The organism is Nocardia sp. NPDC056611 (assembly GCF_042792755.1).
GTDB lineage: Bacteria > Actinomycetota > Actinomycetes > Mycobacteriales > Mycobacteriaceae > Nocardia.
In genome coordinates, this window is record NZ_JBHTVV010000007.1 from 234,521 (window position 1) to 248,979 (window position 14,459).

Genomic DNA, 14,459 nt, shown 5'->3' on the forward strand with positions numbered 1-14,459 from the left:
TCCGCGAATCGGGGCTAGGGACTCGCCCGGGACGTGCGCTACATTCAAATGGCAATCGTTTTCGTTATTGATAAGCCGTAGTGCCAGGAGTGCCCCGCGTGACCAGAAGTTCTGCCCGAGGATTCGCCGTGTTCGCCGCAGGACTCGCGACCGTCGCCACCCTGACCGCCTGCGGCAGCACCAAGGCCTCGGACCAGCTCACCGTCGTCGCCTCCACCAATGTCTGGGGCGACATCACCCGGGCCGTCGCCGGACCCGATGTGAAGGTCGAATCGATCATCGACGACCCCACGGTGGACCCGCACTCCTTCGAGGTCACCCCCGCCGACGCCGCCCGGATCACCGACGCCGCGCTCGTCGTCTACAACGGCGGCCACTACGACGAATTCATCGACAAGGCCATCGCGGGCCGGGACAAGAAGACCGTCAACGCCTTCGACATCGCCACCGAGAGCGGCCACGGCCACGAGAGCGCCACCGCCGCACCGACATCCGCCAAGACCGAGGCCGCCGGTCACGACCACGAGGCCAACGAGCACGTCTGGTACGACGTGCACCAGGTCGGCCATGTCGCCGAGCACATCGCCGAAGCCCTCGGCGCCGTCGACCCCGCCCACAAGCAGGACTACACCGACCGCGCCGCCGCGTTCACCGCGAAACTCGCGCCCATCGAGGCCGTCACCGCCAAGATCGCCGCCGAGCACCCGAACCAGCCGGTCCTGCAGACCGAGCCGCTGGCCGCGTACCTGCTCACCGCCGCCAAGGCCGACGACAAGACCCCGCGCGCCTTCCAGGAGGCCATCGAGCAGGGCACCGACCCGTCCCCCGCCGACGTGGCCGCCGTCCGGGACCTGGTGAACGCCAAGCAGGTTCGCGCCCTCGTCTACAACATCCAGACCGAGGACAAACTCACCAAGGACCTCCGCGCCGCCGCCGACAAGTCCGGCGTCGCCGTCGTCGAGGTCACCGAAACCCTCCCGGAAGGCAAGGACTACGTCACCTGGATGACCGAGAACGCCCAGTCGCTGGCCAAGGCCCTGGCCTGACCGCCGCCGCACCCGACCCACCCACCCAGGAACCCCGCTGAACGACCGGACCACCCCGCGACCGCCGAGCGCACGCACCACGCCCGGCGACCGCGACGTCTCCGAAACCCGTTCCGCCCCAACCGGGAGCACCAGCATGTCCGCGAAGCCCGACGCCCCCGCCACCCCCGGCGTCACCACCCCGAAACCCGGTTGTGCCCTCACCGGCGCGCGGCCCCGCACCCCTTCCGGCCGCGCCACCTGCACCGACAACCCCCAGGCGGCCCTACGCGATGCCGGCGCGGCCCCCGGCACGGCCGAACCACGCGCCGATGCGGCGGGCGTGGACGATCGTCGCGCGGAGCGCCGCACCGTGCCGGCGGTGCGACTATCGGGTGCGCGGTTGTCGTTCGGGGAACGGACCTTGTGGGAGGGGCTGGACCTCGAGGTCGGAGCCGGGGAGTTCATCGCGGTGCTGGGGCCCAACGGGTCCGGGAAGACCTCGATGCTGCGAATGCTGCTGGGGCAGGTGGCGTTGAGCGCCGGAACTGCCGAGGTGGCGGGATCGCCTGCGCGGCTCGGGAATCCTGCGATCGGGTACGTGCCGCAGCAGAAGACGATCGAGGGCGGGGCACAGCTGCGCGGGGTCGACCTCGTGGGCCTCGGTGTGGACGGGCATCGTTGGGGCATCGGGTTCCGAGGGCGTAGGGAGCGGAAACGAAAAGTCGCGGAGGCGATCTCGGCGGTAGGCGCCGAAAAGTTCGCGTACGCGCCGCTCGACGCGCTGTCCGGCGGCGAGCAGCAGCGGCTGCGGGTCGCGCAGGCGCTGGCGGGCGATCCCCGGGTGCTGCTGTGCGACGAGCCGCTGCTGTCCCTGGATCTGGCGAATCAACGGCTGGTGTCGGAGCTCATCGATCGGCGGCGGCGCAGCCACGAGACGGCCGTGCTGTTCGTGACCCACGAGATCAATCCCATTCTGCCGCTGGTGGATCGGGTGCTGTACCTGGTGGACGGGAAGTTCCGGATCGGGACGCCCGACGAGGTGATGACCTCCGAGACGCTCTCCGAGCTCTACGGCACCGAGGTCGACGTGCTGCGGGTGCGCGGCCGCCTCGTCGTGGTCGGCACCGGCGACGCCATGGACGCGCTCGGTGAATCCGGCGCGGCCCACTGCCGGCCGGAGGTGCGGGCCTGATGGAGAAACTGTCCAAGCTGTTCTCGCAGCTGTTCGACGTGTCCACCACCACGCACCTGCTGGCCTACGACTTCGTGCAGCAGGCCGTGCTCGCCGCCGCGCTGCTGGGCCTGCTGGCCGGGGCCATCGGACCGCTCATCATCAGCCGCCAGATGTCGTTCGCCGTGCACGGCACCAGCGAGCTGTCACTCACCGGCGCGGCCGCCGCGCTGCTCGCCGGGATCGGGGTCGGCGTCGGCGCCATCATCGGGTCGGTCGTGGCCGCCGTGCTGTTCGGCGTGCTCGGTTCCCGGGCCCGCGAACGCGATTCGGTGATCGCGGTGGTGCTGTCCTTCGGCCTGGGCCTGTCGGTGCTGTTCCTGTGGCTCGGCCCGGAACGCGCGGGCTCCAAGTTCTCGCTGCTCACCGGCCAGGTGGTGAGCGTCGGCAATTCCGGCCTCGGGCTGCTGGCCACCTGCACGGCCGCGGTGCTGGTGGTGCTGGCCGCCGTCTACCGGCCGCTGCTGTTCGCCAGCGCGGACCCGGAAGTCGCTGTCGCGCGCGGGGTTCCGGTGCGGGCGCTGTCGATCGTGTTCGCGGTGCTGCTCGGCGTGACGGCCGCCTTCGGCGTGCAGATCGTGGGCGCGCTGCTGGTGCTGTCGCTGCTCATCACGCCCGCCGCGGCGGCCGCGCAGCTCACCGCGAGCCCGGCCCGGGTGGCGGTGCTGTCGATCGTCTTCGCCGAGATCGCCGCGGTCGGCGGCATTCTGCTGTCGCTGGCCCCCGGCGTCCCGATCTCGACCTTCGTCACCACCATCTCGTTCACCATCTACCTGATCTGCCGCGTGGTCGGGTCCCGCACCCGCAATCGGCGCACCGCCCTGGTCGCCGCCTGAGTTTCACGGCGATCCCGCGAAACCGGCCACACCCCACCCGATCTGCCGCATGAGGGGCGGCAGATCGTGCCCACCCGCCCGTCCCGGGCCGTCACGCATCGGCCCGGGACGGGCGGCGCGGGATCAGCTCCCCTCGCCCGCCAGCGCGAACAAGCCGTCGGGGGTCTGCTCGATGAGACCGTCGACCAGCAGCGAATCCAGGGCCCGGTCCCGCTGACCCGGATCGCGAGTCCAGGCCAGGTCCAGGCGAACCCGCTCCACCGGCCCCGACGAATCCCGCAGCACATCGAGCAGTCGTCCGCGCGCCTGACGGTCGGTGCCCTCGTATTTCTGCACCTTGCGCACCACCTCCGAGGCCGGACGGCCCGCCGACACCCACGCGCACGCGGGCAGCGGGCAGCGCTCGCAGTCCGGGGTCCGGGCGGTGCAGACCAGCGCGCCCAGCTCCATCAGCGCCGCGGACATGACCGCGGCCCGATCGACCCGCACGGGCAACAGCTCCTCGGTCTCGGCCAGATCGCGGGCCGCCGGATTGCCGGCCTCGGCGCGACCGTGCACGGCCCGCGCCACCACCCGGCGAACATTGGTGTCCACCACCGGAACTCGCTGCCCGTACGCGAAACACGCGACCGCGCGAGCGGTATACGCCCCGATGCCCGGCAAGCCCAGCAGCACATCCACATCGGCGGGCACCTCGTCGCCGTGCTCGGCGGCCAGTACCCGCGCGCACTCGTGCAGCCGCAGCGCCCGCCGCGGATACCCGAGCTTGCCCCAGGCGCGCAGCACCTCACCCTGCGGCGCGGCCGCCATCGCCGACGGCACCGGCCAGCGCGCCACCCACTCCCGCCAGATCGGCTCCACCCGAACCACGGGCGTCTGCTGCAGCATGATCTCGCTCATCAGAATCTGCCACGCGGTCACTCCGGGCCGCCGCCACGGCAGATCCCGAGCAGTCTCCTGGTACCAGTCGATCAGCACGTCGCTGTCCATGTCCATGTGCCCTCCGCTGCGCTCCGGGCGGGTTCGCGGCCCCGAGGTCTCGATTCTTCCCTCCTCCGCTTCGCTCCCCCGTTCCGAGCGCGGGGAGGCGGAGCGCAGTCCAGAATCGAGACGGCCGCGAACCATGTGGGATACGCCTGCGAGGAGGTTGGGGCACAGGAAATCCTGCAGACCGCCATGGGCGATGGTATCCATATCGGAGAGGCCGGATTTCCCACCCCGGCGTGCCTCACATGGCCCTCTCCCGGCGTGTCTGGCAGCTCACCGTGCGCGCCCCGACATGGTCGGCCCGTCTTTGCCAGGCCGTAACGCCATGGACTCGCCGGTAACCGAGGGGCTATGGAAAATAGGTCACATGCCGCATAACAACCCGATCAGTGCGTGGAAAGCCCTGCGCGAAGGCAATGAACGCTTCGTCAACGGCCAGTTGCGGCACCCTGGCCAAGGCTCGATCGACCGGGCCAAGCTCGTCGACGGACAGCAGCCCGGCGCGGTGTTGTTCGGCTGCGGCGACTCCCGCGTGGCCGCCGAGATCATCTTCGATCAGGGCCTCGGCGACATGTTCGTGGTGCGCACCGCCGGGCACGTCGTCGACGCCTCGGTGCTGGGCTCCATCGAATACGGCGTGCAGGTCCTGAACGTGCCGCTCATCGTGGTCCTCGGCCACGACAGCTGCGGCGCGGTCCGGGCCACCATCGACGCCCTCGACCACGGCAATGTGCCCGGCGGCTTCATCCGCTCGGTCGTCGAACGCGTCACCCCGTCCATCCTGATCGGCCGCCGCGAGGGGCTGGAGGGCGTCGACGAACTCGAGGCCCGCCATGTCGAGGAGACCGCCCGCCTGCTCATGCAGCGGTCGATGATCATCTCCCAGCGGGTCGCCACCGGCGAGTGCGCCATCGCCTGCGTCACCTACAACCTCGGCGAAGGCCAGATCAAGCTGCACCGCGTCATCGGCAATATCGGCGAAGTGGTCTGACCCGCCGCGGGGGCCGGAATTTACCGGCCCCGTAGCCGCTTTCGCGACCGACACGCCGAGACCCTGCTCGGGGTGACCCGGACGGTGCGCTTACCGTTGTCACCGTGCTGGAACCGAACGGACCACTCCCACCGGAAATCTACTGGCGTCGACGCGCGGTCGCGATCGGCGCGATGGTGATCGGGCTCGCCCTGGTGCTCTGGGTGGGCTTCGCGCTGCTGAAGGGCGGCGGCGACCACAAGTCCGACACCAAGGCCGCCGCGAGCTCCAGTGCGGCGACCAGCGGTAAGCCCTCGGGCAGCGCCACGGGCACCGCGGACCCGAGCTCGGCCAAGCCGTCCGCCGCGTCGTCGAGCGGCGCGGCCCCGGTGGCACAGGCCCAGTGCCCCGATCAGTCGCTGGCCGTGAAGGTCACCGTCGGGCAGGCCACCTACAAGGTCGGCGAGCAGCCGCAATTCGGCATCGTCATCACCAATATCTCCAGCGGCGCCTGCGCACGCGACATGGGTTCCGGGTTGCAGCTGGTCCAGGTGCAGTCCCTCGACGGCCAGCGCAAGCTGTGGTCCAGCACCGACTGCTACCCGGACGGCACCCCCGAGATCCGCACCCTGGCCCCCGGCCAGCAGGCCGCCTTCACGGTCACCTGGTCGGGCGCCAGCTCGCAGCCGGGCTGCGCGGGCGAGCGCCTGCAGGTCCCGGCCGGGCCGTACACCGTTGTGGCCCAGCTCGGTTCGGTCCGCAGCCAGCCGGAACCGTTCAATATCGCCTGACGCCCCCAGCACACCGAAGGCCGGGATCCGATCGCACGGATCCCGGCCTTCGTCGTTTCCGGAGAATTCCGGTATTCGCGCATCGAATTCCGCCCCTATTTCGAATACGCGCTCCCGCTATTCGATTCCGGCGTTCACTCCGCCATTTCCATCGACTCCTGATCGCGCCGACGCCGACGCAGCCCGGTAACCGACAGTGCCGCACGGATATCGGCCACCTCCCGCAATGTCATGGTGCGGCCGGTGCGGTCCACGCCCGGCGGGACCAGCGCCTCGGTGAAGCCCAGCCGCTCCGCCTCCGCCAACCGGCGGGTCAGCCCGGTCACCTGGCGCACCTCGCCCGCCAGCCCGACCTCACCCAGCACCACCATGCCGGTCGGCAGCGCCAGATCCTGGCTGGCGCTCGCGATGGCAAGCGCGACAGCCAGATCCGCCGCGGGCTCGGTGAGCCGCATACCGCCCACGGTGGCCGCGTAGACGTCCTGCTTGCCCACGTACACGCCCCCACGGCTCTGCAGGACCGCCAGGACCATGGAAACGCGGTTGTAGTCCAGCCCGCTCACCGCGCGCCGCGGGGCGGGCGCCTGGGTGTCCACGGTGAGGCCCTGCACCTCACCCAGCATGGGGCGCTTGCCGTCCATGGCGACCGTGACCGCGGTCCCGGGCACCGCGTCGGTGCGGTGATGCAGGAACAGCCCGGACGGGTCGTCCACGCAACGGATTCCCGCCTCCACCATCTCGAAGCAGCCGACCTCGTCGGTGCTGCCGAAACGGTTCTTGATGCCGCGCACCATGCGCAGCGACGAATGCTTGTCCCCCTCGAACTGCAGCACCACGTCCACCAGGTGCTCCAGCGTGCGCGGACCGGCCACCGCGCCGTCCTTGGTGACGTGCCCGACCAGCAGCACCGCGATCCCCGTCGCCTTGGCCAGCGAGGTGAGCGCCGCCGTCACCGACCGCACCTGGGTGACCCCGCCGATCACCCCGTCCGCGTCCGCGGCCAGCATGGTCTGCACCGAGTCCACCACCAGCAGACTGGGTTTCACCTGCTCCACGTGGCCCAGGATGGTCGCCAGATCGGATTCCGCGGCCAGGTACACCTTTTCGTGCACCGCGTCGGTCCGGTCCGCCCGCAGCCGCACCTGGCCCGCCGACTCCTCGGCGGTCACGTACAGCGCGATCTCGTCACGCGCCCGCGCCCACCGGTGCGCCACCTCGAGCAGCAGCGTCGACTTGCCGACGCCCGGCTCCCCCGACAACAGCACCACCGAACCGGGGATGATCCCGCCGCCCAGCACGCGGTCCAACTCGGACACGCCCGTCGACCGCGACTGCGTCTTCTTGGAGTCGATGCTCGAGATCGGCGTGGCCGCGGTGCTCGGCAGCATGGCCCGCCGCCCCACCGCCATCGCGCCCGAGGACGCGGCCACCTCCTCGATGCTGCCCCACGCCCCGCAATCCGGGCAGCGCCCAACCCATTTGGCGACCTCGCACGTGCACTCCGCACACCGATACACCGATTTCACCTTGGCCACGCGGGCAGCCTAGCCAGGGCCCCCGACACACTCCGGCAACCACGCGCCGAAGCCCCCGGCCGGGCCTGGATACGACGGTGCCCGCCCCGGAATCCGGGACGGGCACCGTCGGAGGTTCAGCGCGAGCTCAGTGCTCGCCGCCCTTCTTCTCCGCCTTGGCGGGCTCGGGGCGCGGGTTGTTCGGACCGGCGTCGACCGGGGTGTTGACGACGACGGTGCCACCCTCCTTGAAGTTGAAGGTGAGCGGGTAGGTCAGGCCCGGGTTCACGTCCTTGGCGAGACCGGTGACCTCGATCAGGATCGGCTTGGCACTCGGGTCCGCGACCTTGTCGGAGGCGGGCTGGCCGGCGTTCTGCTCGTGCACGGCGGAGGCCTGAGCCGCGTCCTTGGCGGTCGGCTTGTCGGCGACGACGGCGCTGGACGGCTTGATCTCGATCTTGCCGTCGAGCTTGACCGTGCCCAGGCCCTCGGCGGTGATGCTGACCAGCTCGTCGGTCTTGCTGTCGCTCATGTTCACGGCGGTGAAGGCCAGCACGGCCTTGCCACCCTTGGTGTTGCCGGATTCCTCGCCCTGCGGCAGCAGGAACCGCACGTCACGCAGCGCGATGGACCCGACATTGGCGGTGCTGCCGTTGACGGCGGCGACCTGGGTGGCGGTCTGCGAGATCTGACCGGCGCCGCAACCCGACAGCGCGAGCACCGCACCCGCAGCGAGTGCAGCAACTGTCACGGCACGCCGCCGCGACTTCGACGCAGTGGTGGCTTTCAGGGCAGTCACGGTGTCCTCCATGTCGACCGGGCTCACTCCACTATGGAGAGTAGTAGTCAATGAGAGTAGTGCGTCGCTTCCCCCGTGCTACACGCGGGCGGTGTCGTGCGCGCGTCACGCGGTATCGGTTGCGAGCGTCGTGCGATATCCGGTATCGGTGCCCTGCGCTCTCGGCCGGGCGCGTCACAGATCACACGGAGCGACCGGGTGGGATGTGTCAGGGGACCTGACAGAGATTCCGAGACGAGTTCTCGAGAGATGCATTGCCGTTTATGCGAGGGTGCCCGGTCGCGTATGCGAACTACGCACTCGCATATGCGCGCGAACAGCGCGATGCGCTATCCCCTTATGCCACAACGGGATGCACACGATTCGTCATCTGTCAACCCCCGCCGCCGCTCCGTTGTGGCCCTGACCTGCGCCGTTGATCGCGCCGTTACCGAGTCGCATGTTAAACTGTGAACATCGAAAGGGGCACGGGACACATGATTTTTAAGGTCGGAGACACCGTCGTTTACCCCCACCACGGAGCGGCGCTGATCGAAGCTATCGAAACCCGCACCATCAAGGGTGTACAAAAGGAGTATCTGGTCCTGAAGGTCGCACAGGGCGACCTGACCGTTCGGGTTCCCGCGGAGAATGCCGAGTATGTCGGCGTCCGCGATGTCGTCGGGCAGGAGGGCCTGGACCGGGTCTTCCAGGTGTTGCGGGCTCCGCACACCGAGGAGCCGACCAACTGGTCCCGTCGCTACAAGGCCAACCTCGAGAAGCTCGCCTCCGGCGATGTGAACAAGGTGGCCGAGGTCGTCCGCGACCTGTGGCGTCGAGAGCAGGACCGCGGCCTGTCCGCCGGTGAGAAGCGCATGCTGGCCAAGGCCCGGCAGATCCTCGTCGGTGAGCTCGCGCTCGCCGAGGGCACCGACGACGTCAAGGCCGAGACCCTGCTCGACGAGGTTCTCGCAGCGGCCTCCTGACCGTGAAAACAACACCCGGCGACGGCGTTCGTGTCGTCGCTCTGGTTCCTGCCGCCGGCATGGGCGTGCGTCTCGGTGAGAACAAGCCGAAGGCCTTCGTCCACGTCGGCGGCAGTCCCATGCTCACTCTCGCGGTCCAGGGGCTGATCGATTCCGGGTCGGTCGACGATGTTGTGGTTATGGTGCCCGCCGAACTCGTCGCCCAGACCCGCGCCCTGCTGCCCGACTCCGACGTCCCCGTGCACGTGGTCGCCGGCGGCGCCGAGCGCACCGATTCGGTGCGGGCCGGCCTCGCGGCCGCCCCCGACGCCACCCTGGTGCTGGTGCACGACGCCGCCCGGGCCCTGACTCCCCCGGCCCTGATCACCCGGGTCGTGGACGCGCTGCGCGCGGGTGCGCGGGCCGTGGTGCCCGCCCTGCCGGTGGCCGACACCATCAAATCCGTGGATGCCTCGGGTGCGGTGACCGGCACGCCGGACCGCTCCGAGCTGCGCGCCGTCCAGACTCCGCAGGGCTTCGACGCCGAGCTGCTGCGCTCCGCCTACGCTGTGGGTACACAGGCGACCGATGACGCGGGGTTGGTGGAGATGCTGGGTGCGACCGTCGAGACGGTGCTCGGCGACGCCCTCGCTTTCAAGATCACTTCGCCCTTGGACCTGGTCCTGGCCAATACCCTGGCCGCCCGCCGTGATTCGCCCGACATCGCAGGCGGGCTGGACACGACACGCGCGGCGGTGATCGCCCCGTGATGGATCCGATGAGCCTGCGCACCGGCATCGGCAGCGATGTCCACCCCATCGAACCCGGCCGCCCCTGCTGGATGGCGGGCCTGCTGTTCGAGGGCGACAGCGGCTGCGAGGGCCACTCCGACGGCGATGTCGCCGCCCACGCGCTCTGCGACGCCCTGCTCTCGGCCGCCGGACTCGGCGATGTCGGCGCGGTCTTCGGCACCGGCCGTCCCGAATGGGAGGGCGTGTCCGGCGCGGCCATGCTGAAAGAAGTCCGGCGACTGCTCGACGAGGCCGGATTCTCGATTGTCAATGCGGCTGTACAGGTCATCGGGAATCGGCCCAAAATCGGTCCCCGGCGGGCCGAGGCGCAACAGGTGCTGGGTGAGATCCTGGGTGCGCCGATCTCGGTGTCGGGCACCACGACCGACGGTCTGGGCCTCACCGGCCGCGGCGAGGGCGTGGCCGCGGTGGCCACCGCCCTGCTGTGTTGCCGCGCCTGACGCACCCGTAATCCGCCCATTTCCCAACAGCTAGGATGCTCTGTCGTGACTCTGCGCCTTTTCGACACCGAGACGCGGACCCTGCGTGATTTCACGCCGCTGGTCCCCGGCAAAGCCTCGGTGTACCTGTGCGGCGCGACCGTTCAGGGGGAACCCCACATCGGGCACGTGCGCAGCGGCGTCGCCTTCGACGTGCTGCGACGGTGGCTGGCCGCCAACGGTTTCGACGTCGCCTTCATCCGCAATGTCACCGATATCGACGACAAGATCCTGACCAAGGCCGCCGAGCACGGACGCCCCTGGTGGGAGTGGGCGGCCACGCACGAGCGCGCCTTCGACCGCGCCTACGAGACGCTCGGCGTGCTGCCGCCGTCCGCGGAGCCGCGCGCCACCGGGCACATCACCCAGATGGTCGGGATGATGGAACGGCTCATCGAGCGCGGCCACGCCTATGCCTCCGAGGGCAATGTCTATTTCGATGTGCTGAGCTTCCCCGATTACGGAAAGTTGTCCGGGCACAAGCTCGATGACGTGCATCAGGGTGAGAGCGCGGGCACCGGTAAGAAGGATCCGCGCGATTTCACGCTGTGGAAGGCCGCGAAACCCGGTGAACCGAATTGGCCGTCGCCGTGGGGACCCGGCCGGCCGGGCTGGCATTTGGAATGCTCCGCCATGGCCGAGTTCTATCTCGGTGCGGAATTCGATATTCATTGCGGTGGAATGGATCTGGTTTTCCCGCACCACGAGAACGAGATCGCGCAGTCGCGCGCGGCCGGGGACGGATTCGCGCGCTACTGGCTGCACAACGGCTGGGTGACCATGGGCGGCGAGAAGATGTCCAAGTCGCTGGGCAATGTGCTGTCCATTCCGAATGTGCTGGAACGGGTCGGGGTGCGCGCGGTCGAATTGCGCTACTACCTCGGCAGCGTGGGCTACCGGTCGATGATCGAATACTCCGATCAGGCGCTGACCGAGGCCGCCGCCGGATACCAGCGCCTGGAGGCGTTCGTGCTGCGGGTCGCCGAGCGCACCGGCGACGTGCCGGTCGGCGCCTGGACCCCGGCCTTCGCCGAGGCACTCGACGACGATCTCGGCGTTCCGCAGGCGCTGGCCGCGATTCACGGCGTGGTGAGCGAGGGCAACAAGGCGCTCGATGCCGGTGACCTCTCGGGCGCGCGCATGCTCGCCGGTCAGGTCCGGGCCATGCTGGGCATTCTCGGCGTGGATCCGCTGGACGCGCACTGGGCCGCGCCCGCCGACAACTCGAACGCCATCGCCGCGCTGGACGTGCTGATCGGCGCGGAACTGGACCGGCGGCAGCAGGCGCGCGCCGACAAGGATTGGGCCACCGCCGACGCGGTCCGCGACCGGCTGCAGACCGCGGGCGTCGAGGTCACCGACACGCCGCAGGGCGCGGAGTGGGCCTTGGCCAAGGGGAAGAAGTAGCGGTCCGCCCCGGCGGAACCGGACTCGCCGCCGCACCGCGCCGGACAGCTCGCGCGGTGTGGCGGAGCGCACCGAATTCGGGGTGGCGGCCCAGCGTAGGGCACAATTCTTACGTCCCCTGCGCGGCATAGCCGGGGTTACTGCCTCGGCAGCGCAAGATCATGCCAAGCCGACCACCAGCAGGTCTCCCCTACGGCCCAACCGAGACCGCTCACCACGTTCGCCCCGCGGACAGTTCGCGGCCCGTCTCGATTCTGGACTGATGGAGCGGGGGAGCGAAGCGGAGGAGCGGAGAAGGGAAGAATCGAGACCTCGGGGGCCGCGAACCCGCCCGGAGCGAAGCGGAGGGCAATCAGACACGGAAGGCGAAGTGATGGCAGGCAATTCCCAGCGACGCGGGGCGACCCGCAAGACCGGCAGCAAGAAGGGGCAGACCGTCGGGTCCGGCGGGCAGCGCCGGCGGGGGCTCGAGGGCAAGGGGGCGACCCCCAAGGCCGAGGACCGCGTCTATCACGTCGCCGCCAAGCGCGCGAAGGCGAAGGCCAAGGCCGAGGCGACCGCCGCCACCACCCGGTCACGCAATGCGAGCCGCCCCATCGCGGGCCGCAAGGACAACGAGGGTCCCGAGCTGGTGCTCGGCCGCAACCCGGTCGTGGAGTGCCTGCGCGCGGGTGTGCCCGCCACCGCCCTGTACGTCGCCAATGGCACCGAGAACGACGACCGGCTCTCCGAGGCGGTGAAGACGGCGGCCGAGATCGGGATCTCGATCCTGGAGGTGCCGCGCACCGACCTGGACAAGATGAGCCACAACGGCATGCACCAGGGCATGGCGCTGCAGGTGCCGCCGTACAAGTACGCGCACCCCGACGATCTGGTGGACCGGGTGCACAACTCCGGCGAGCCCGCGCTGATCGTGGCGCTGGACAACATCACCGACCCGCGCAACCTGGGCGCGGTCATCCGGTCGGTGGCGGCGTTCGGCGGGCAGGGTGTGCTCATCCCGCAGCGGCGCAGCGCCAGTGTCACCGCGGTGGCGTGGCGCACGAGTGCCGGTGCGGCGGCGCGGCTTCCGGTCGCGCGCGCCACGAATCTGACTCGCACGCTGAAGGATTGGGCGAACAAGGGCTATCAGATCGTCGGGCTCGACGCGGGCGGCGACACCACCCTCGACGAATTCGACGGCAGCGCACCGACGGTCATCGTGGTCGGCTCCGAGGGCAAGGGGCTCTCCCGGCTGGTGCGCGAGAACTGCGACTCGATCCTGAGCATTCCGATGGCAGGGCCGGTGGAGTCGCTCAACGCGTCGGTGGCAGCGGGCGTCGTGCTGGCCGAAGTCGCGCGGCAGCGCCGCTCCTGAGGCCGGTGGAGCCGGTGCCGAATCCGACGGCGCCGGTTCCAAATCGGTCGCTCGACCATCACCGGCCGCGGTCCATCCGGCCTCGATAATCAAGTGGCCCAAGCGAACACCGCGCGTCCACCTGCCGCGCGGTGCCTTCCGCCCGTAAACTTTGGCGGTGGTCTTCGATCAGCCGCCCCTCGGGTCCCCCGTCGAGCACGAGCACGCAACCGCCGTCCTGCTACTGGGCGCGCTCAGCGTGTTCTGCTGCGGTGCGCTGGGACCGATCGCGTGGGCCCTCGGCCGCCGCGCACTCAACGACATCGAGGAGGGCGGGGGGCGCTTCGGCGGCCGGGTGCAAGTCCTGGTCGGCTACGTCCTCGGCATCATCGGAACGTTCATGATGGTCGTGTTCGGCAGCATCTTCCTGATGATGGTGATCAGCGGACGCGCGTGAGCGACTCCCGGGGGCTCGGCCCCCGAACCTCCGAACCCGGCTCGCCCGGAGTCAGTCCAGGCCCGGGCGCTGCTCGCCGCCGGTGATGCCGTCCCAGGCGGGCCATTCCCCCGCGACGCTGCCGGTCCACTTCGGCGGGCGGCGGTCCTTCAACGCCGCGACGCCTTCGCCGCCGTCGGTGCTCTTGGCGACGTAGTCGTTGAGCTCGGTTTCCAAGCGGCCCACGGTGTCCGGGTCCATGGTGGGGGCCTCCCAGAGCAGGCGCTTGGACAGCGCCACCGGGAGCGGGGCCGAGCCGTGGGCGATGTCGTGGGCCACCTCGAGGGCGGTGGGCAGGACCTCGGCGGCGTGCAGGCAGGAGTTGGCGATGCCGAGCGCGTACGCCTCGTCGCCGTCGAAGGTGCGGCCGGTGAGCAGCAGGTCGGCGGCGCGGGCGCTGCCGATCAGGCGGGGCAGGGTCCAATGCGCGAAGCCGTCGGCCAGCGCGCCGCGGCGGACCTGATTGAGGGCGTACACGGCGTCGCGGGCCATGTAGCGCAGGTCGCACTGCAGCGCGATCTCCAGGCCGATGCCGACAGCGTGCCCGTTGACGGCGGCGATGACCGGTTTCCGGATCCGGAACGGCGCCGGGTCGATGAGGCCGTTGACCTCGCCGACCTTGAGCGACAAGTCCGCGCCCGCGCAGAACGCGGGCGCGGTGCCGGTGATGACGACCGCGCCGATGGCGTCATCGTTGTCGCAGCGGCGCAGGGACGCACCGAGTTCCGACGCCATGGCCGGAGTCAGCGCGTTCTGCTGGGCGGGCCGGTTGAGCGTCAGGACCGCGACGCCCCCGGAGACGTCCACAAGCAATTCCGAACTCATGCGG

At 70.0% G+C, this 14,459-nt stretch carries 15 protein-coding genes; 11 read left to right on the top strand and 4 right to left on the bottom strand.

The window, feature by feature from the left end:
• Positions 1–98: 98 nt before the first annotated feature.
• From ACFRAQ_RS31485 to ACFRAQ_RS31495, 3 genes are all read left to right on the top strand, one after another.
• Positions 99–1,046 (top strand): metal ABC transporter solute-binding protein, Zn/Mn family, encoded by a 948-nt coding sequence (locus ACFRAQ_RS31485; RefSeq protein ID WP_379106097.1) that lies wholly within the window; start codon positions 99–101, stop codon positions 1,044–1,046.
• A gap of 352 nt (positions 1,047–1,398) precedes the next feature.
• The gene (locus tag ACFRAQ_RS31490) at positions 1,399–2,220 is read left to right on the top strand and encodes a metal ABC transporter ATP-binding protein (RefSeq protein ID WP_379106262.1); all 822 of its coding nucleotides are present in this window, start codon (positions 1,399–1,401) and stop codon (positions 2,218–2,220) included.
• Positions 2,220–3,095, top strand: coding sequence for a metal ABC transporter permease (locus ACFRAQ_RS31495; RefSeq protein ID WP_379106099.1), 876 nt, complete (start codon positions 2,220–2,222; stop codon positions 3,093–3,095). Before ACFRAQ_RS31490 ends, ACFRAQ_RS31495 begins: the two co-directional genes overlap by 1 nt.
• 123 nt (positions 3,096–3,218) lie before the next feature.
• Here the strand turns inward: ACFRAQ_RS31495 and ACFRAQ_RS31500 are convergent, their stop codons facing one another.
• Positions 3,219–4,091 (bottom strand): A/G-specific adenine glycosylase, encoded by an 873-nt coding sequence (locus tag ACFRAQ_RS31500; RefSeq protein WP_379106101.1) that lies wholly within the window; start codon positions 4,089–4,091, stop codon positions 3,219–3,221.
• Positions 4,092–4,449: 358 nt separating this feature from the next.
• On the opposite strand from ACFRAQ_RS31500, the gene ACFRAQ_RS31505 reads away from it, so the two are divergent.
• Entirely contained in the window at positions 4,450–5,073 is a 624-nt protein-coding gene (locus tag ACFRAQ_RS31505) for a carbonic anhydrase (protein WP_379106103.1), read from the top strand.
• A 104-nt stretch (positions 5,074–5,177) separates the two neighbouring features.
• Positions 5,178–5,843, top strand: coding sequence for a DUF4232 domain-containing protein (locus ACFRAQ_RS31510; protein WP_379106105.1), 666 nt, complete (start codon positions 5,178–5,180; stop codon positions 5,841–5,843).
• A 134-nt stretch (positions 5,844–5,977) separates the two neighbouring features.
• Here the strand turns inward: ACFRAQ_RS31510 and radA are convergent, their stop codons facing one another.
• Together radA and ACFRAQ_RS31520 are read right to left on the bottom strand one after the other, a co-directional pair.
• Entirely contained in the window at positions 5,978–7,378 is a 1,401-nt protein-coding gene (gene radA / locus ACFRAQ_RS31515) for a DNA repair protein RadA (protein ID WP_379106107.1), read from the bottom strand.
• A 127-nt stretch (positions 7,379–7,505) separates the two neighbouring features.
• Positions 7,506–8,156, bottom strand: a complete 651-nt coding sequence (locus ACFRAQ_RS31520) for a hypothetical protein (RefSeq protein ID WP_379106109.1) — start codon at positions 8,154–8,156, stop codon at positions 7,506–7,508.
• A 476-nt stretch (positions 8,157–8,632) separates the two neighbouring features.
• On the opposite strand from ACFRAQ_RS31520, the gene carD reads away from it, so the two are divergent.
• The 6 genes from carD to ACFRAQ_RS31550 all read left to right on the top strand — a co-directional run bounded on the left by carD (position 8,633) and on the right by ACFRAQ_RS31550 (position 13,591).
• Positions 8,633–9,121 carry an RNA polymerase-binding transcription factor CarD gene (carD, locus tag ACFRAQ_RS31525; RefSeq protein ID WP_019931623.1) on the top strand — a complete coding sequence of 163 codons (489 nt, stop codon included), beginning with the start codon at positions 8,633–8,635 and terminating at the stop codon, positions 9,119–9,121.
• Between the two features lie 2 nt (positions 9,122–9,123).
• Entirely contained in the window at positions 9,124–9,870 is a 747-nt protein-coding gene (gene ispD, locus ACFRAQ_RS31530) for a 2-C-methyl-D-erythritol 4-phosphate cytidylyltransferase (RefSeq protein WP_379106112.1), read from the top strand.
• A 14-nt stretch (positions 9,871–9,884) separates the two neighbouring features.
• A complete protein-coding gene (ispF, locus tag ACFRAQ_RS31535; protein ID WP_379106264.1) occupies positions 9,885–10,352 on the top strand; it encodes a 2-C-methyl-D-erythritol 2,4-cyclodiphosphate synthase in 468 nt (155 codons plus the stop codon).
• A gap of 45 nt (positions 10,353–10,397) precedes the next feature.
• Positions 10,398–11,798, top strand: coding sequence for a cysteine--tRNA ligase (gene cysS, locus ACFRAQ_RS31540; RefSeq protein ID WP_379106114.1), 1,401 nt, complete (start codon positions 10,398–10,400; stop codon positions 11,796–11,798).
• Positions 11,799–12,171: 373 nt separating this feature from the next.
• Positions 12,172–13,155, top strand: a complete 984-nt coding sequence (gene rlmB, locus ACFRAQ_RS31545) for a 23S rRNA (guanosine(2251)-2'-O)-methyltransferase RlmB (RefSeq protein WP_357275754.1) — start codon at positions 12,172–12,174, stop codon at positions 13,153–13,155.
• Between the two features lie 157 nt (positions 13,156–13,312).
• Positions 13,313–13,591, top strand: a complete 279-nt coding sequence (locus ACFRAQ_RS31550) for a DUF4190 domain-containing protein (RefSeq protein WP_357275752.1) — start codon at positions 13,313–13,315, stop codon at positions 13,589–13,591.
• 51 nt (positions 13,592–13,642) lie between these two features.
• Here the strand turns inward: ACFRAQ_RS31550 and ACFRAQ_RS31555 are convergent, their stop codons facing one another.
• Positions 13,643–14,455, bottom strand: coding sequence for an enoyl-CoA hydratase/isomerase family protein (locus tag ACFRAQ_RS31555; RefSeq protein ID WP_379106117.1), 813 nt, complete (start codon positions 14,453–14,455; stop codon positions 13,643–13,645).
• Between the last annotated feature and the right edge of the window lie 4 nt (positions 14,456–14,459).

What these genes read in the sequence shown, in the direction of transcription:
- rlmB (WP_357275754.1), top strand. Translation starts at nt 12,172, where the DNA reads ATGGCAGGCAATTCCCAGCGACGCGGGGCGACCCGCAAGACCGGCAGC.
- ACFRAQ_RS31500 (WP_379106101.1), bottom strand. Translation starts at nt 4,091, where the DNA reads ATGGACATGGACAGCGACGTGCTGATCGACTGGTACCAGGAGACTGCT.
- ACFRAQ_RS31555 (WP_379106117.1), bottom strand. Translation starts at nt 14,455, where the DNA reads ATGAGTTCGGAATTGCTTGTGGACGTCTCCGGGGGCGTCGCGGTCCTG.
- ACFRAQ_RS31495 (WP_379106099.1), top strand. Translation starts at nt 2,220, where the DNA reads ATGGAGAAACTGTCCAAGCTGTTCTCGCAGCTGTTCGACGTGTCCACC.
- carD (WP_019931623.1), top strand. Translation starts at nt 8,633, where the DNA reads ATGATTTTTAAGGTCGGAGACACCGTCGTTTACCCCCACCACGGAGCG.
- ACFRAQ_RS31505 (WP_379106103.1), top strand. Translation starts at nt 4,450, where the DNA reads ATGCCGCATAACAACCCGATCAGTGCGTGGAAAGCCCTGCGCGAAGGC.